General features: G+C 73.5%; 13 protein-coding genes and 1 tRNA gene. 7 read left to right on the forward strand and 7 right to left on the reverse strand.

Going from position 1 to position 17,560, the window contains the following annotated elements:
• Window positions 1–17: 17 nt before the first annotated feature.
• Complete coding sequence (locus AB0K51_RS01130) at window positions 18–1,049, forward strand: NAD-dependent epimerase/dehydratase family protein (protein ID WP_363449082.1); 1,032 nt, start codon at window positions 18–20, stop codon at window positions 1,047–1,049.
• Window positions 1,050–1,186: 137 nt separating this feature from the next.
• Window positions 1,187–2,728, forward strand: coding sequence for an acyl-CoA carboxylase subunit beta (locus tag AB0K51_RS01135; RefSeq protein ID WP_363449342.1), 1,542 nt, complete (start codon window positions 1,187–1,189; stop codon window positions 2,726–2,728).
• Window positions 2,729–2,747: 19 nt separating this feature from the next.
• On the opposite strand, the gene AB0K51_RS01140 is transcribed toward AB0K51_RS01135, so the two are convergent.
• Window positions 2,748–3,410 (reverse strand): TetR/AcrR family transcriptional regulator, encoded by a 663-nt coding sequence (locus AB0K51_RS01140; RefSeq protein WP_363449084.1) that lies wholly within the window; start codon window positions 3,408–3,410, stop codon window positions 2,748–2,750.
• Between the two features lie 205 nt (window positions 3,411–3,615).
• Here AB0K51_RS01140 and AB0K51_RS01145 point away from each other — a divergent pair, with 205 nt between their 5' ends.
• Window positions 3,616–5,316 carry a putative Ig domain-containing protein gene (locus AB0K51_RS01145; protein ID WP_363449086.1) on the forward strand — a complete coding sequence of 567 codons (1,701 nt, stop codon included), beginning with the start codon at window positions 3,616–3,618 and terminating at the stop codon, window positions 5,314–5,316.
• 85 nt (window positions 5,317–5,401) lie between these two features.
• Here the strand turns inward: AB0K51_RS01145 and AB0K51_RS01150 are convergent, their stop codons facing one another.
• From AB0K51_RS01150 to AB0K51_RS01160, 3 genes are all read right to left on the reverse strand, one after another.
• Complete coding sequence (locus AB0K51_RS01150; RefSeq protein WP_363449088.1) at window positions 5,402–5,893, reverse strand: hypothetical protein; 492 nt, start codon at window positions 5,891–5,893, stop codon at window positions 5,402–5,404.
• 5 nt (window positions 5,894–5,898) lie between these two features.
• Window positions 5,899–9,849: a DUF6531 domain-containing protein gene (locus tag AB0K51_RS01155; protein WP_363449090.1), complete on the reverse strand. Its 3,951-nt coding sequence runs from the start codon at window positions 9,847–9,849 to the stop codon at window positions 5,899–5,901.
• Between the two features lie 116 nt (window positions 9,850–9,965).
• A tRNA-Leu gene (locus tag AB0K51_RS01160) sits at window positions 9,966–10,053 on the reverse strand.
• 247 nt (window positions 10,054–10,300) lie between these two features.
• On the opposite strand from AB0K51_RS01160, the gene AB0K51_RS01165 reads away from it, so the two are divergent.
• The 3 genes from AB0K51_RS01165 (at window position 10,301) to AB0K51_RS01175 (ending at window position 13,098) form a co-directional block, all read left to right on the forward strand.
• A complete protein-coding gene (locus tag AB0K51_RS01165; protein WP_363449092.1) occupies window positions 10,301–11,623 on the forward strand; it encodes a M20/M25/M40 family metallo-hydrolase in 1,323 nt (440 codons plus the stop codon).
• 176 nt (window positions 11,624–11,799) lie between these two features.
• Window positions 11,800–12,042, forward strand: a complete 243-nt coding sequence (locus AB0K51_RS01170; protein WP_363449094.1) for a chaplin — start codon at window positions 11,800–11,802, stop codon at window positions 12,040–12,042.
• Between the two features lie 267 nt (window positions 12,043–12,309).
• Window positions 12,310–13,098: a chaplin family protein gene (locus AB0K51_RS01175; protein WP_363449096.1), complete on the forward strand. Its 789-nt coding sequence runs from the start codon at window positions 12,310–12,312 to the stop codon at window positions 13,096–13,098.
• 69 nt (window positions 13,099–13,167) lie between these two features.
• Here AB0K51_RS01175 and AB0K51_RS01180 read toward each other — a convergent pair whose 3' ends face one another.
• Window positions 13,168–13,377 carry a DUF5703 family protein gene (locus AB0K51_RS01180; RefSeq protein ID WP_363449344.1) on the reverse strand — a complete coding sequence of 70 codons (210 nt, stop codon included), beginning with the start codon at window positions 13,375–13,377 and terminating at the stop codon, window positions 13,168–13,170.
• A gap of 381 nt (window positions 13,378–13,758) precedes the next feature.
• On the opposite strand from AB0K51_RS01180, the gene AB0K51_RS01185 reads away from it, so the two are divergent.
• The gene (locus AB0K51_RS01185; RefSeq protein WP_363449098.1) at window positions 13,759–14,367 is read left to right on the forward strand and encodes a hypothetical protein; all 609 of its coding nucleotides are present in this window, start codon (window positions 13,759–13,761) and stop codon (window positions 14,365–14,367) included.
• 76 nt (window positions 14,368–14,443) lie between these two features.
• Here the strand turns inward: AB0K51_RS01185 and AB0K51_RS01190 are convergent, their stop codons facing one another.
• Together AB0K51_RS01190 and AB0K51_RS01195 are read right to left on the reverse strand one after the other, a co-directional pair.
• Window positions 14,444–16,447, reverse strand: coding sequence for a helix-hairpin-helix domain-containing protein (locus AB0K51_RS01190; RefSeq protein ID WP_363449100.1), 2,004 nt, complete (start codon window positions 16,445–16,447; stop codon window positions 14,444–14,446).
• A 28-nt stretch (window positions 16,448–16,475) separates the two neighbouring features.
• Window positions 16,476–17,456, reverse strand: a complete 981-nt coding sequence (locus tag AB0K51_RS01195) for an aldo/keto reductase (RefSeq protein ID WP_363449102.1) — start codon at window positions 17,454–17,456, stop codon at window positions 16,476–16,478.
• Window positions 17,457–17,560: the final 104 nt, after the last annotated feature.

A 17,560-nucleotide genomic window follows, 5' to 3' on the forward strand; every position in this document is an offset into this window, starting at 1 on the left:
CGGAGGAGAACACCCCGATGTTGGTGAGCGTCACCGGAGGCACCGGATTCCTCGGCATCCACTCGATCGCGGCGATCGTCCGCGCCGGGCACCGCGTGCGGCTGCTCGCCCGCGACCCGGCCGCCGCCGAACGGGCCCTGGCCCGTGCGGAGATCGCCCCCGGCGCGGTCGACGTGGCCGCCGGTGACGCCACGGACACCCCGTCCGTCGAACGCGCGGTCCGCGGCGCCGACGCCGTGCTGCACGCCGCGTCCGTCTACTCGTTCGACAGCCGCCGTCACCAGGAGATGCGGCGCACCAACGAACACGGCACCGAGACCGTCCTGGCCGCCGCCCGGCGGTCCGGAGCCGGCCGGATCATCCACGTCTCCAGCATCGTCGCGCTGCTGCCCGCCGGCGGGCGGACGATCGGGGAGCACTCCCCGGTCGGCCGCCCCCGGGAGACCTACATGGCCACCAAGGCCGCCGCCGAACACATCGCCCGCAGCCACCAGTCGGCCGGCGCACCCGTCGTCATCAGCTACCCGCCCGCCCTGCTCGGCCCCGCCGACCCGCGACTGGGCGACCAGACCCGGCGGCTGCGCAACACCCTGCGCGGCCTGATGCCGTTCTGGCCCACCGGTGGGTTCCCGGTCGGCGACGTCCGCGACACCGCGCAACTGCACGCCCGGCTGCTCACCGCCGAGCCGACCGGCACCGACCGGCACTTCGGCCCCGGCCGGCACCTGACCACCCGTCAGTACCTGGACGCCCTGCGCGAGGTCACCGGACGCCCGCTGCCCGCGCTCCACCTGCCCGCGCGCGCCATGCTGCCGATCGGTGCGGCCGCCGACCTGCTGCAACGCGCCTGGCCCTGGCAGATCCCCGCCGAGTACGGCGCCGTCTACACCTGCGCCACCGCCGTGCCGGTCGAGCCGGGGGCGAGCACCGGCGGGCTGCAGCCGCGGCCCGCCGCCGAGACCATGGCCGACACCGTGCGCTGGCTCCACGGCCAGGGCTTGCTGACCGACCGACAGGCCGGCGCGATCGCAGGGGAGAAGAACCGATGAGCACCGCTGAACAGCAGGTCGGCCCCATCGTCCTGCCCAAGCCCCGCAGCCGAACCGCCCCCGCCACCCCCGCAGTCCCGGCCCCCGGCGACGGCCGCAAGCTGCGCACCGTCCCGCCGCCGCGCCCGGTCCGGCCGATGGGCACCGCCCGCGAGGAACTCGACGAACTGCGCTCCCGGATCCTCGCGGGCGAGCCCGAGGCGGTGAAGCGCCAGCACACCAACGGCAAGCGCACCGCCCGCGAACGCCTCGAACTCCTGCTGGACGAAGGCTCGTTCACCGAGCTGGAGATGTACCGCCGGCACCAGGCGGACGGCCCCAAGCTGTCCAAGAACCGGCCGCACACCGACGGCGTGGTGGTGGGCTCCGGCACCGTCGACGGGCGCCGGGTCTTCGTCTACGCCCAGGACTTCACCGTCTTCGGCGGCTCGCTCGGCCAGGCCCACGCCGCGAAGATCCACAAGGTGATGGACCTCGCCATCGCCACCGGCGCGCCGCTGATCGGCCTCAACGACTCCGGCGGCGCCCGGATCCAGGAGGGCGTCACCGCCCTCGACGGCTACGGCGGCATCTTCCGCCGGATGGTCGAGGCCTCCGGCGTCATCCCGCAGATCAGCGTGGTGCTCGGCCCGTGCGCCGGCGGCGCCGCCTACTCCCCGGCGCTCGCCGACTTCACCTTCATGGTCCGCGAGACCGCCCAGATGTACCTCACGGGCCCGGACGTGGTCGCCGCCGTCACCGGCGAGCAGGTCACCCACAACGAACTCGGCGGCGCCGACGTGCACGGCGGCCGCACCGGCCTCGCCTCCTTCGTCTACGACGACGAGGAGTCCTGCCTCGAGGACGTGCGCTTCCTGCTGTCCATGCTGCCGTCCAACAACCTCGAGGCGCCGCCGACCCACCAGCCCACCGGGGCCGGCCACGACGAGCGGCCCGGCCTCGCCGAGATCGTCCCGGTCGAGGCGAACCGGCCCTACGACATGCGCGACGTGGTCGCCGAGATCGTCGACGACGGCGAGTACCTGGAGGTCCACCAGGACTGGGCGGGCAACGTGCTGTGCGCCTTCGCCCGGATCGACGGCCAGACCGTCGGGCTGGTCGGCAACCAGCCGCTGGTGCTGGCCGGCGTCCTGGACATCGCCGCCTCCGAGAAGGCCGCCCGCTTCGTCCGCTTCTGCGACGCCTTCGGCATCCCGCTGATCACCCTGGTCGACGTCCCCGGCTTCCTGCCCGGCACCGAACAGGAGTACGGCGGCATCATCCGGCGCGGGGCCAAACTGCTCTACGCCTACTGCGAGGCCACCGTGCCGCGGATCCAGGTGATCCTGCGCAAGGCCTACGGCGGCGCCTACATCGTGATGGACTCCCGCTCCATCGGCACCGACGTCTCGCTCGCCTGGCCCACCAACGAGATCGCCGTGATGGGCGCCGACGGCGCGGTCAACGTGCTGTTCCGCCGCGAACTCGCCGACGCCCCCGACCCCGAACTGCTGCGCGCCGAACTGATGGCCGACTACGCCGACAGCCTGATGCACCCCTTCCACACCGCCGAGCGCGGCCTGGTCGACGACGTCATCGACCCCGCCCACACCCGCGCCGCGATCGCCCGCTCGCTCGCCATGCTCCAGGGCAAGCGCCGACCGATGCCGCAGCGCAAGCACGGCAACATCCCGCTCTAGTCCGCCTGGTGATCGCCCGTCACCCCGCGGCGACCACCTCCGGATCCAGCCGGCGGGCCGAGGCCGCCACCGACCTGGTGGCGGCCTCCGGGTTGTCGCCGGCGGCGACCATCAGGCCGATCAGCTGCGCGTCCAGACAGCGGTCCGCGTCGTACGGGCCGATCAGGTAGCCGCCGAGTTCCAGCGTCACCAACCCGTGTACCGCCGACCACATCTGGTGGGCCATCAGGTCCGCGTCGCCGGACTGGAACCGGCCGGACTCGATGCACCGGCCCGCGCACTCCACCACCCCGGCCAGCGTGTACCGGCCGTACTGGCGGTCCTCGCCGTCCAGCGAGAAGCCGGCCAGCGAGGAGCCGCCGAACATCACCGCGTACAGGTGCGGGTTGGCCAGCGCGTTGCACCGGTACGCCCGGCCCAGCAGCGCCAGGTCCGCCACCGGGTCGTCGCTGCGCGACACCCGGGTGAAGTACTGCTGCAGTCTTGCGAATCCCTCGTGCACCATCGCCCGGACCAGCCCGCCCATGCCGTTGAAGTGGGTGTACAGCGCCATCGTCGAACTGCCGACCTCGGTGGCGATCCGCCGGGCCGAGAGGGCCTGCGGGCCCTCCTCGGAGAGCAGCCGGGCGGCGACGTCCACCAGTGCGGGACGGGTGTTGGGATCGGATCGACGGGGGCTCATGCCCCCAGTGTTGCAAAACACCGTTATATCCGGGCCGTTCCGGGAGCAGTTTGCCCCGGTTCCAGCACGTAGCGAGAACTTTCGGCCCGCGCCGACTCGACGTGTTCCGTTCAAGCTCCGATTACCCCACCATGGGACGGTGTCCCGCGCACCTACGCGCGTAGCGCACCGTCTCTTTCCCCCCACGGCACGAGGAGATTGACAGATGATCAGAGCTCGGAAGACGACCCGACCGGCCGCTCTCGCCGCAGCCGCCCTGGTGGCCCTCGCGGCGGCCGCCACCGTCCCCCTGCACAGCACCGCGGCCGCCGCCGCGACCACCGCCCCGAAGCGGGTGCTGTTCGACAACAGCAAGGCCGAGACCGCCGGGAACGCGGACTGGATCATCTCCACCAGCCAGCCCGACCCGCTCGCCCAGAACGCCAACCCCACCACCGAGACGTCCTGGACCGGCGCGCTCTCCGCCTGGGGCGTGGCCCTGCAGAAGACCGGCCAGTACAGCCTGAAGACCCTCCCGGCCGGCTCCACCATCACCTACGGCACCGGCGGCGCGCTCGACCTCGCCAACTTCGACGAGTTCGTGCTGCCCGAGCCCAACGTCCGGCTCAGCGACGCCGAGAAGACCGCCGTGATGACGTTCGTGCAGAACGGCGGCGGGCTCTTCCTGATCTCCGACCACACCCAGAGCGACCGCAACAACGACGGCTGGGACTCGCCCGCCATCATCAACGACCTGCTGACCACCAACAGCGTCGACAGCACCGACCCGTTCGGCTTCTCGGTCGACCTGCTGAACATCACCACCGACAACCCGCGGGCGATCAGCTCCGCCGGCGACCCGGTGCTGGGCGGCCCGTTCGGCACCGTCACCGGCTCGATCATCCGCAACGGCACCACCTTCACCCTCAAGCCGGCCGACAACTCCGCCGTCAAGGGCCTGCTCTACCGGACCGGTTACAGCGGCAACACCGGCGCCGCGTTCGCCACCTCCACCTTCGGCAGCGGCCGGGTGGCGATCTGGGGCGACTCCTCGCCGATAGACGACGGCACCGGCCAGTCCGGCAACACCCTCTTCAACGGCTGGGACGACCCGGCCGGCACCGACGCCGCCCTCGCGCTGAACGCCACCGCCTGGCTCGCCCAGGGCAGCGGCAGCAGCACCGGCACCGTCACCCTGGCCAACCCCGGCACCCGCACCGCGACCGCCGGCACCGCCACCAGCCTCCAGCTCTCCGCCACCGACACCGCCGGCGGCACCCTGAGCTACTCGGCCACCGGCCTGCCCGCCGGACTGACCGTCAACTCCGCCACCGGCCTGATCAGCGGCACCCCCACCACCGCGGGCAGCTACACCGTCACCGCCAAGGCCACCGACTCCACCGGCCCCACCGCCACCGCCACCTTCACCTGGACGGTCAACCCGGCCGGCGGCGGCAGCTGCACCGCCGCCCAGCTGATCGCCAACCCCGGCTTCGAGACGGGCTCCACCTCGTCCTGGACCGAGACCAACAGCGGGGGCGCCAGCACCATCAACTCCAGCTCCAGCGAACCCGCGCACAGCGGCAGCTACGACGCCTGGCTGGACGGCTACGGCACCACCAACACCGACACCCTCGCGCAGACCGTCACCCTGCCGACCGGCTGCACCAGCTACAACCTGAGCTTCTGGCTGCACATCGACAGCGCCGCCTCCACCACCACCGTCTTCGACAAGCTCACCGTCACCGCCAACGGCACCACCCTCGCCACCTACTCCAACACCAACGCCGCCGCCGGCTACCAGCAGCGCACCTTCAACCTCGCCGCCTACGCGGGCCAGAGCGTCACGATCAAGTTCACCGGCACCGAGGACAACACCAAGCAGACCTCGTTCGTCCTCGACGACGTCAACGTCAACGTCTCCTGACGCCGACCGCGGGGCCACACGCCGAGCGCCCCGCCCGACACCCCCTCAGCGGGGTGCGGGCGGGGCGCTCGGCCGCTCGCGGGGCCTACTCCGCGAGCAGGTAGTCGTAGTAGCCGGTCGGGCCGACCAGCACCGCCTGGAAGTACAGCGGCTCGCCGTCGGTGTCCAGCGGCACCTCGTGGCCGGCCTCCCGGGTGAAGCCGAGCGGCAGCCCGGGGACGGTCGCCCCGTAGTCGTCGCGCAGCACCGTCTCGCCCATCTCCGCCAGCCGGTCCAGCAGTTGCAGGGCGGGCGTGCCGAAGACGTCCAGCCCGCGGAACCGGACGGTGACCTGCTCCGGCCCCGGCCGCGGGATCCAGACCTCGGCCGCCCGCAGCGTCTTCCCGTCCTCCAGGTGCAAGACGATCTCGAACTGCGGGTGCACCGCGAGCACCTTCATGTACCGGAACCGGTCCGCGGCGCCCTCGTCCTGGACCTGGACGGAACCCAGCGCGCGCGCCGCCTCCTTGACCGCCTCCGCGGGCATGCCGAGCGGGAAGCCGGTGATGCCGTGCGGCGGATCGAGGGTGATCTCCATGGCCGTCATTGTAGGAGGCAGGTCCTGACATTCCAGTTGTTGTCCTTGAGGAACTTCTGGAACTCGGCGTTGTGCGGCAGCGAGTCGACCATCTCCCTGATCGCGCTGTCGTACTTGGTGCCGTGCACGCGCCGGATCTCGTCGATGTCCTTCTTCATCGCCTCGTCCCACTTGCCCTGCAGGATCAGGCTGCGCTGCGCCGCCCGCCAGGCGTCCGGGCCCGCACCGCGACCGGTGCTGATGAACTTGCGGTGGTCGTCGTACTCCATCCGCACCGACGGGCCGTATCCCGGATTGAGCTCGGCCGTCGTGCCGAGGTTCTTGTAGGAGCCCTGGGCCGGTATGTGGTTGATCTCGTACTTCTGCGCGGCGTTCGGCCCGGTCTTCCAGTTGGCCGGCTGCAGCTTGTAGTACCAGCCGCCCATGCCCGAGGGCGCGCCCTTCAGGCCCAGCGGGTCGATCCACGCCAGCGGGTTGGGCACGTAGCCGTGCGGGTTCGGCCCGGCGCCCAGCCCCAGCGGGTCGCTGCTCAGGTAGCGGCCGGTGGACGGGTCGTAGTAGCGGAAATAGTTGTACTCGAGGCCGGACTCCTCGTCGTGGTACTGCCCGGGCAGCCCCAGCGGACATGACGGCGCGTCACCGCCCGAGCCGCCCGCCGCCCGTCGCCCCCACAGGTCCGTCGACGAGGACCAGACGATCCGGCCGTCCTCGGTCACCAACTCGCTGGGCGCGCCGACCAGGTCGGTGACGATCGCTAAGAACCGCTCGTCGACCTCGGCCTGCCCGAGGCCCGGCCCGGACCCCGCTCCGCCCGGGCCCGGGCGCGAGGTGCGCTCGGTCTGCGTCGCCACCTCCCAGGCGCCCGGCTGGCGCTCCCAGGTGCGGCTGCGCACCGAGCCGTCGGGCAGCGCGGCGGCCTCCTCGATCAGCCAGGTCCCGTCCCAGGTGAACACCACCTGCTCGGCGGCGGCGCCACCGCCCGGATCGACGCGCTGCTTGGCGCTGCGCCGGCCGATCGGGTCGTAGCGGTACGTCCACGCCCCGCGGTCCGGGGTGTCGACCCGGACCAGCTGGTCGTCGCCGTTCCAGGTGTACTGCCAGGTGCGGCGCTGACCGGACAGGGTGCGCACCAGCACCCGGGAGAGCCGTCCCAGCTCGTCGTACTCGTACGAGGTCCGGCCGGCCGTCCGCAGCAGCGAGCCGGTGTAGCGGCGCTCGCCCAGCGTCGCGCCGTCCGGGCGGCGGCTGTCCGCGGCGCTGGTGATGTTGCCGATCGGGTCGTAGGCGTAGCTCTCGGTCCAGGTCTCGGCGGAGACCCGGGTGACCCGGCCGGCCGGGGTGAGCTCGAAGTCCCGCCGCCCGCGCAGCAGATCGGTGACGTACGCGGGCATGCCGTCGGCCCGGTAGCCGTAGCCGCGCTGCTGGAGGCTGCGGTAGCTGCCCGCCGTCCCCTCCGGCGAGCCCGCGGGCGGCGCGTCCAGCGCCCAGATCGCCTGCGCGCTCAGCCGGTTGCAGTCGTCCCAGGTCTGGCTGAGGGCCGCGCCGCGCCCGAGCCGCCGGGAGGTCTCCCGCCCGTTGGCGTCGTGGCCGAAGGAGAGCGTGCCGAGCGCACCCGCCAGCGTGCTCGGACGGCTGTTGGCGTCGTACGACCAGGTGGACACCGCGCCCGACGGGGTGGTGCGGCGGGTGCGGCGGCCGAGCGCGTCGTACGCGTAGCTGGTGGCGCGCCCGTCGGCCTCCTCGGACAGCACCCGGCCGACGGCGTCCCGACGGTACGTCAGCACGCCGCCCGGGCCGGTGATCCGGCCCAGCTCGCCGTGCTCGTCGTAGTCCAGGGTGGTCCGCGACCCGTCGCCGGAGACCCGCTCCACCAGGTTGCCGAGCAGGTCGTAGGCGAAGGCGGTGCGCCGGCCGGTGTGGTCGACGGTCTCCAGCAGCTGGTCGGCGGCGTCGTGACGGTACGTCAGGTCGCGGCCGTTGAAGTCGCTCTCCCCGACCAGGTGGCCCGCCGCGTCGTAGCGGTAGCGCCACGCCGCCGCGCCGCTGGTCACCGAGGTCAGCCGCAGCTCGGTGTCGTAGCCGAACTGCTGCTCCTCGCCGTCGGGCAGGGTCCGGGAGCGCAGCCGGCCGAACGCCCCGAGGGTGAACCGGGTGACCGCGCCGATCTGGTCCCGGTGCTCGGTGACGTTGCCCTCCGGGTCGTAGTCGTACTGCTCGCGCGAGCCGTCGGGGAACACCCGCTCGGTGATCCCGCCCTCCAGCCGGTGGGTGAAGCGGGTGGTGAGGCCCAGCGGGTCGGTGACCGCGACCATCCGGCCGAAGGCGTCGTGCTCGGCCCGTGCGGTGTTGCCGAGCGGGTCCGTCACCGAGGTGAGCAGTCCGGCCGGGTCGTGCGTGAAGGTGCGGGTGTGGCCGAGCGGGTCGGTCAGCGACAGCAGCCGGCCCGCCTCGTCGTAGCGCCGGACCGAGCGCGCCCCGGCCGCGTCGGTGTGGGTCAGCAGGTTGCCGCGCTCGTCGTACTCGAAGGCGCCCAGCACCCGGCCGGCCCGGCTGACCGACACCGGCAGCCGCAGCGCGTCGTAGGCGAGCTGGACGGTGCTGCCGTCGGGGGCGGTGATCACCGTCGGGCTGCCGTGCTCGTCGAGCCGGTAGCGGGTGGTGCGGCCCAACTCGTCGACGTACGCGGTGACCCGGCCCTGCTCGTCGTACTCGGTCCGGGTGGAGTGCCCGAGCGGGTCGACCACCCGGACCACCCGGTGCTGCTCGTCGAAGTGGAACTCGGTGCGCTGCCCCAGGCTGTCGGTGGTCGTGGTCACCCGGCCGCCGTCGTCGTACGCGAACTCGGCGGACAGGTTGCCGTCCACGCCGACACCGCTCACCACCCGGCCCGCCTCGTCGTACCGGTACTCGTAGCTCTCGCCGTTGCGGTCGATCCACGCGGTGATCCGGTCGGCGTCGTCGTACTCGTAGACGTACGGCAGGCCGGAGGAGTTGACGATGCCGGTCAGCCGGCCGGCCGGGTCGTACTGGTAGCCGACCACGGTGGTGCCGTGCCCGTGCGCGGTGCCGTCCAGCAGCCGCAGGGCCTCGGCGCGCGGGCCGGCCGCGGTGGCGACGGTGTCGACGGCGACCCGGTAGCCGCCGCTGTGCCTCACCTCGACGGGCGCCCCGTGCTCGTCGCGCAGGAAACTGACGCGGTGTCCGTTGCGGTCGCTCAGCGCGGTCAGCGGCCGCACCTCACCGATCCGGTAGGCGCCGGGGCCGGCCGCCGCGAAGTGCCGCACCAACCCCCGGTCCGGGTCCTCGATCCGGAGCGCGCCGTCGGTGTCGTCCCAGGTCAGCGGCCAGCGGGCGCCGCCGTTCGGCAGCACGGTCTGGCCCGGGCGGGCGGGCAGCGGGTAGTGCAGGATCTGCGCGTCGTCGCCGGCGAAGTGCACGCCGTCCGCGTCGATCTCGACCCGCTGGTCCAGCGTCGAGGACCAGCCCGGCCCGAACAGCCGCCCGCCGACGTACCCGGAGGCGTACGCGCGGCGCAGCACCACCGGGAGCAGACCCGGCAGCACCAGGTCCGTCTCCGACGTGATCATCTGACCGGACACCACGTCCACCGGGTCGCCCGCCGTGTGGCAGCCGATGTTCCCGCCGACGCCCTGTCCGCGCTTGCCGCCCCGGCCGAGCGGCTGCTCGCCCCGGCCGCGCCGACCGCCGCCCGTGCGCGGGTGCGGCAACCCCTTGCCGCCCTCGCCCTTGAAGATCTTCTCGAGGTCCCTGGCGTGCTTCTCCTCGATGTCCCGCACGTTCTTGGCGACCTTCTTCAGGTTGTCGCCCGCGTGCCGGTAGAAGTTCTTCAACGCCTTCCCGGCGTCCTCCACCAGCGTCTTGCCCAGCTTCTGCGCGCTGTCCTCCAGCGCCTTGACGATCTGGTTGCCCATGCCGCTGCCCACCCCCGTCTGCATGCGCCAACGCACACTAGTCCGAGCGGAGCCGGGGGAAAAGGGTGCGCGGAGCGCCGGCGAACGGGCGGCGGGAACGCGAAGAGCCGGCCGAGAGATCTCGACCGGCTCTTCACCGCTGGTGTCCGAGGGGGGACTTGAACCCCCACGCCCGATAAAGGGCACTAGCACCTCAAGCTAGCGCGTCTGCCATTCCGCCACCCGGACGGGGTGTCGTCGGTGCGGGACCGTGCCCGCGCTGACATGGATAACAGTAGCAAAGATCGCCTGGCAGACCCAAAACCGGGGGTGCCGGGGCGGGTGCGGCTTGGAAGGCGGGGCGGCGGGCCGGGAATGCCCTTGGGGGTGGGCGAGGGGTGGGGGAGGATGGCGGGATGGTGCCCGTGGTACCCGGAGGACCGGGCGGCGCGAGGGCGAGTGGAGCGCCGGGCGGGCTGGAGACGAGGTGGGAGCGATGAGCGTGGGCAGCGAGCGGACGGTGACGGCCGAGTCGGAGGTCGCCGAGATCTGCCGGGACCTGATCCGGATCGACACCAGCAACTACGGGGACGGCTCCGGACCGGGGGAGCGGAAGGCGGCCGAGTACGTCGCCGAGCAGCTCGCCGAGTTCGGCGTCGAGGCGAAGATCTACGAGTCGACCAAGGGCCGGGCCTCCACCGTGGTGCGGATCGAGGGGGAGGACCGCTCGCGGCCCGGACTGCTGATCCACGGCCACACCGACGTGGTGCCGGCCAACGCGGCGGACTGGACGGTCGACCCGTTCTCCGGCGAGATCATGGACGGCTGCGTGTGGGGCCGCGGCGCCGTCGACATGAAGGACATGGACGCGATGACCCTCGCGGTGGTCCGCGACCGGCTGCGCACCGGCCGCAAGCCCCCGCGCGACCTGGTGCTGGCGTTCGTCGCGGACGAGGAGGCCGGCGGCACCTTCGGCGCCCGCTACCTGGTCGACAAGCACCCCGAGCTGTTCGAGGGCGTCACCGAGGCGATCGGCGAGGTCGGCGGCTTCTCCTTCACCGTCAACGACCAGGTCCGGCTGTACCTGGTGGAGACGGCGGAGAAGGGCATGCACTGGATGCGCCTGACCGTCGAGGGCCGGGCCGGGCACGGCTCGATGGAGAACGACGACAACGCCATCACCGAGCTGTGCGAGGCGGTCGCCCGGCTCGGCCGGCACCAGTTCCCGCTGCGCATCACCAAGACCGTGCGGGCCTTCCTGGACGAGCTCTCCGACGCGCTCGGCGTGCCGCTCGACCCGGAGAACATGGACGAGACGCTGCGGGTGCTCGGCGGCATCGCCAAGATGATCGGCACCACCCTGCGCAACACCGCCCAGCCGACCATGCTCGGCGCGGGCTACAAGGTCAACGTCATCCCCGGCCAGGCCACCGCGCACGTGGACGGCCGCTTCCTGCCCGGCTACGAGGAGGAGTTCCTGGCCGAGCTGGACAGCGTGCTCGGCCCCCGGGTGAAGCGCGAGAGCCTGCACTACGACAAGGCGCTGGAGACCAGCTTCGACGGCGCGCTGGTCGAGGCGATGCAGACCGCGCTGCGCGCCGAGGACCCGATCGCCCGCGCCGTGCCGTACTGCCTCTCCGGCGGCACCGACGCCAAGTCCTTCCAGGACCTGGGCATCCGCTGCTTCGGCTTCGCGCCGCTGCAGCTGCCGCCGGAGCTGGACTTCGCCGGGATGTTCCACGGCGTGGACGAGCGGGTGCCGGTGGACGGGCTGAAGTTCGGCGTGCGGGTGCTGGACCGGTTCCTGGATCTGTGCTGATAGCCAGATAGCCAATTCCGACTAGTCAGGCGAGCGGGATAGCTGGCGATCAGACGTTCGGTTGATCACTGTGATGGGTGAATAGTCGATCTCCCCCGCATCCCGCTCGCCGGGCCTTCGTTCTTCCGTGTGCAGCCCGGGGGAACGGGCTGGAAACGACCAGGAGGAACAGTCAGATGAAGGCCAAGAAGATCGCTGCCGTTGCCGCCGCCACCGGTGGCCTGCTGCTCGCGGGTGCCGGTGTCGCCTCGGCGCACGGGGGCGCGCACGCCGACGGCTCCGCGGTCGGCTCCCCGGGCGTGCTGTCGGGCAACCTGATCCAGGTGCCGGTGCACATCCCGGTGAACGTCTGCGGCAACACCATCAGCGTCATCGGCCTGCTGAACCCGGCGTTCGGCAACGCCTGCCAGAACGTCTGAGTCGGAGTCACCCGCTGACCCGACGTCAGCTCTCGCCCCTCGCGCGGTCCCTGTGCCGCGCGGGGGGCGTCCGCGTTCCCGGGAGGGGGGCGCTCGCGTTCCGGGGCTGGGAGATGGGCGGCCGCGGTCCTATTCCCGGAAGGTGCTCACTCGATCGGATGAACAGACTGCATTCGGCTCAACCTTCATCACTGTGCGTCGTTGAACCGTCATGTCGCTCCCGATGCGGGCGGCAATTCCGACTATCTGAGAAACCAAGGGGAGTCAATGCGACAGGTCGCCAAGAAGGGCCTGCTCACGGCCATGGCCACCGGCAGCGTGCTGGCCTCGACCGCGGGCTACGCCCACGCCGCAGGTGCCCACGGAGCCACCGCCAACTCGCCCGGCGTCGGCTCCGGGAACGCCGTGCAGGCCCCCGTGGACCTCCCCGTCAACGCTTGCGGGAACACCATCAACGTGATCGGCCTGCTGAACCCGGCCTACGGCAACGACTGCTCGAACCAGTCCGCCGGCGGCGGCAGCCACGCCGGCTCGGGCTCCTCGGCGAGCGGCAGCACGACCGGCTCCCCGGGCGTCGGCTCCGGCAACAACGTGCAGGTCCCGATCGCCGCTCCGGTGAACGCCTGCGGCAACTCGGTCGACGTGGTCGGCCTCGGCAACCCGGCGTTCGGCAACGACTGCGGCAACGTCAGCACCCCGAAGCACCCGACCACCCCGCCGCCGCACCACACCACCCCGCCGCCCGGGGACGACTGCCCGCCGAACCACCCCGGCAACCACACCCCGCCGCCGAGCACCTCCGGCGGGGGCGGCGACCGCACCGGCGGCCCCAGCGGCGACCAGCCGGGCACCCCGGCCACGCCCGGCACGCCGAGCACCACGCCGGTCTCCGCGGTCACCACCACCCAGCCCCGGGCCGCGGCGCCCACCGGCGAGCAGGCCCAGCTGGCCTCCACCGGCGCCTCCGGCCTGGAGGTGCTGGCCTCGACCGGCGCCCTGCTGCTGATCGGCGGCGGCGTGCTGTACCGCCGCGCGCGGGTGCTGGCCGGCCGCTGAGCAGCCGGCGCCCGGGTGCCCGGCACGGACCGTGCCGGGCACCCGGGCGCCGACGCGCCCGTGCGGGGCCTACCAGCCGCCGCGGGGCTGCCGGATGATCCGCCGCTTCAGCCGGACCGTGCGGGTGCCGTCCGGATCGAGCCGGAGGCGGTCGAGTTCCCAGTGCCCGTACTCGGCGTGCTCGGTGAGGAGCTGGCGCGCGGCGTTGCGGGTGGTGCCGCGCGGGAGTCGCAGGGACTGGTACTCGTACTCCGGCTGCCGGACCGGCTTGGTAGGGATCAAGGCGTCTCCTCCGCTGCTGTGCTGCCTGCAAGCCTACGGCGCGCCGCAGACAGCCGACCGGTTCGGGCACGGTCGGTCCCCGCGACGGCGACGAGCCTTCCGCCCGGTCGACCTGACCGTCAATCAGTTTTCCCTCCCGGACAGGGATACCCCGTCGGGCCCGATCGGATGCGCGCACCGCCCCGACCACGGGTGCACCGCGGCCCGCCGACCCGGGGCTCCCCGCCCGCGCGCCCCCGGAAATCCACCGGCGACCCCGGAAAATTCCGGGCGCAGAACCACCCGGATCGGACATCGGGGGTGAACTTGCCCGGATTTAGCGGCTGTAGGTGACAACCGCTGTGCGTGTCGGAGCCGTGTGGAGATAGCGTCTGCACCATGTCTGATGCCGCGCAGCTGACCATCACCGAGGTACGGGCCGCCGCAGAGGCGGTCAAGGCCGCCATCGACCGCCACCTGCAGGCCGTCTCCAGCTCCACCGAGCCCGGCGATCCGGTCGTCGTCCACGCCTACGAGGAGCTCGCGGCGGCGGCCATCGCCTACGACCAGATCCTGTACGAGGTCTACGACGAGGTCACCCCGTTCGAGGTCCCGGGCGACGAGTCCGGGACCGGCTACCAGGGTCCCGACCAGCCCGAGGCGATCAGCGTGCTGATCCGCCGCGACTACCTGGTCGCCGATCCCAAGCGCCTGCGGGCCCAGGCCGAGCGGGTCGACGACTCGCTCACCCCGGGCGGCGGCGACGAGGGCGGCGCGGTGACGGCCGCGATCGGGGTGCTGTTCGGGGAGTACGAACCGGACGAGATCGCCGCGCGGGCCGAGGAGTTCGGCCTGGAGGAGGGCGACTCCACGCTCTGGGTCTCGGCCGCCGAACCGGCCGAGCCCGGCGAGTGGCTGCCCGAACCCTTCGACGGCGCCGACCCCGAGCTGCTGATCTGCCGCTTCGACGTCAGCGAGGTCTACGACGACGAGCTCGACGAGCTCTGACCGGCACCGACACGCGGAAGGGCCCGGGAGACCGCCTCCCGGGCCCTTCCGCGCGTCCCGCGGGTCCTGTGTGCCGCTACTGCTCGGTGAGGACCGCCCGCAGCCGGGTGGTCCGCGGCCGGGCGGGCCGCTCGGCGACCGCCTGGGCCAGCGCCGGGCCCGCCGCGTGCACCACCGACAGGTGCCGCTCGGCGCGGCCGAACGCCGAGTACACCCACTGCCGGGTGAGCTGCGCCGCGGCGTCCTCCGGCAGCACCACGACCACCGCGGGCCAGCGCCGGCCGACCGCCTGATGGGCCGTCACCGCCCAGCCGTGCCGCAGCTTCGCCGCCTGCGCCGGGCTCAGCGTCAGGCGCCCGCCGTCCGCCAGCTCGACGTGCAGGCCGCTCGCGTCGCCGTCCAGCACCCGGCCGGGCAGGTTGACGCCCAGCGCGGGGGAGTGCACCACCCGGTCGCCCGGGTCGAAGCCGCCGAACCGGCCCGGGCCGGGGTTCAGCCGGGCCTTGGCGGCCGCGTTCAGCGCCCGGGTGCCGGCCGGGCCGGCGTGGCCGGGCGTGAGCAGCACGGTCTGCTCGGCCGGGATGGACAGCGCCCGCGGGATGGAGTCGGTGAGCAGCTGTACGGCCCGGTGCACCGCCTCGCCGCCGTCCTTGGCGGTGAGGATCACCACCTCCTTGTCCGGGGCGTCCACCGGCAGCAGCTCGCCGATGCCGATCCCGGAGACCAGCTCGCCGATCGGGCCGAAGTCCGGTGTCCGGGACGCCACCGCGGGCCCGGACCTGGCGGCCAGCAGGTCGGCGAAGAACCGGCCGGGACCTGCGGACCACAGGCCGCCCGGGTCGCCGCTGAGCACCAGCCGGGTGCCGTCGGCGAGCGCCTCCAGCAGGGTCGCGGCGGTCTCCACGTCCAGCAGCGGGGCGTCCAGCACCACCAGCAGGTCCAGCGCGAGGGTGCCGTCCGCGGCGCGCGGGACGGCCGTGCCGTACAGCAGTTCGGCGAGGGCGCCGATCCGGCCCGCGGCGGGGGAGCCGTCCGGCAGCAGCCCGGCGAGGGCCTCGCCGCCCTGGCCGGTCCAGGTGGCGCCCCACACCCGCAGGCCCAGCCCCGCGGCGGCGTGCAGCAGCGCGGCCGGCTCGGCCCGGGCGGCCTCGCCGCCGGTGTGCAGGGTGAGGCCGCTGTCGGCCGCCGTGCGGATCAGCTCCTGGGCGGACTTGGACGGCGCGGCGGCGGCGGCCGCCGCCCAGGCGGCGGGGCCGGGCTGGACGGGGGCGAGGAGTTCGGCGGAGCGGTCGTCGGCGGCTGACGGCCCGTCAGCGGCGTCCTCGGAGTCCTCGGCGTCCTCGGCGTCTTCGTCGGGGTGGCCGTCCGCCGGTTCCGTGTCGTCCTCGCCGGGGGCGAAGGTGGAGGCGAGGCGGACCAGGCCCTCGCCGAGGCTCTCCTCGGCCAGCGCCAGCCGCTCCAGGGCCAGCAGGGTGCGGACCGGCGGCTCCTCGTCCTCGTCGTGGCTGCCGGGCGGGAGGGGCAGCTCCTCCTGGAACGGCATCACCCGCCCGTCCTCCAGGACGGCCTGCAGGGCGCCCGCCGGGTCCGGGACGTGCTGGGCGCTCAGCGCCTCGGTGACCTCGCCGAGCTCCTGGGCGGAGTGGCCGCGCAGCGCGGCCTGCTCCAGCAGCCAGGCGACCAGGGCCTGGGCGCGGCGCGGGTCGCCGGGGGTGGCCTCGGCGCCGAGCAGTCCGCGGGCGAAGCCGTCGGCGTGCTCGGGCCGGACGCCCGGCAGCGACAGCACCGCCCACGGGTCCTCGCGCAGCAGCTCGGCCGCGCCCTCGCCGAGTTCGGCGACCGCGACCGGGGCGAGCTGCGCGGGGGCGCCGCCCGCGGCGAGCACCTCCTCGACCGCTGCCCGGGCGGCCCGCCGCTGCGCGTCGTCGGCCGGGCCGCCGCTGCGCGGGGCGGGGGTCGACGGGCCGTCAGCGGGCGCCTGGCCGGCGGGCGGCTGGCCGACCGCGCGGATGGCTTCGGCGAGGGCGGCGACCGTCCCGGCGTGCTGGTCGGCGGCCGGGGTCTCCCCAGGGGTGGTCATGCGGCAGGCTCCTTCGACGGCCGGACGGTTACAGCTCCGTCCAGTCCTGGTCCGGGTAGCGGTGCACCGGGGCCGACACGTCGTCCAGCGCAGCGCGGATCTCACCCGGAAGCGTAAGGGCCTCGACCGACAGCGATGACTGCAGCTGGGCGGCGGTGCGCGCGCCGAGCAGGGTGGCGCAGACGCCGGGGCGGTCGCGGACCCAGGCGAGGGCGACCTTCAGCGGGATGGACGCCAGGCCGTCCGCGGCGGTGGCCAGCGCGTCGACGATCCGCCGGGACGTCTCGCCCAGGTACGGCTGCACCGAGCCGGCCAGGTGCGGCGACGCCCCGCGGGACTCCGGCGGCACGCCGTGCCGGTACTTGCCGGTCAGCACGCCCCGGCCGAGCGGCGAGCAGGCCAGCAGACCGACCCCGGCGTCCAGCGCGGCGGGCAGCGCCTCGCGTTCGATGCCGCGCTGCAGCAGCGAGTACTCCAGCTGTACGGAGGCCAGCGGGCTGCGGCCCGGGGAGGCGTGCTGGCGGGCCGCGGACTTGGCGAGCTGCCAGCCGCTGTACTGGCAGACCCCGACGTACCGGGCGCGGCCCGAGGAGACCGCAAGGTCCAGCGCGTGCAGGGTCTCCTCGGTGGGCGTGGCCGGGTCGTACGCCTGCACCTGCCACAGGTCGACGTGGTCGGTGCCCAGGCGGCGCAGCGAGGCGTCCAGGGCGTTCAGCAGGTGGCCGCGGGAGGCGTCCTGGCGGCGGCCCGCGCCGGTCCGCAGGCCCGCCTTGGTGGCGATGACCAGTTCGGAGCGCGGGATCAGACTGTCCGTCAGCCGGGAGAGCAGGTACTCGGCGCCGCCGTCGGCGTACACGTCGGCGGTGTCGACCAGGGTGCCGCCGGCGTCGACGAAGGCCTTGAGCTGCTCGGCGGCCTCGTGCTCGTCGGTGTCCCGGCCCCAGGTCAGGGTGCCCAGGCCGAGCCGGGAGACCCGCAGGCCCGTCCGGCCGAGCTGTCGCTGTTCCATCGGACCCTCCGTCGGCTGGAAACACGCAGGTCGGGACCGGCGGCCCCCACGTGGACGAAGGGTAGCGGCGAATGGCCCCGCCGCCGGGGACGCCCCGCGCGGCG

Source organism: Kitasatospora sp. NPDC049285, from assembly GCF_040678815.1.
GTDB lineage: Bacteria > Actinomycetota > Actinomycetes > Streptomycetales > Streptomycetaceae > Kitasatospora.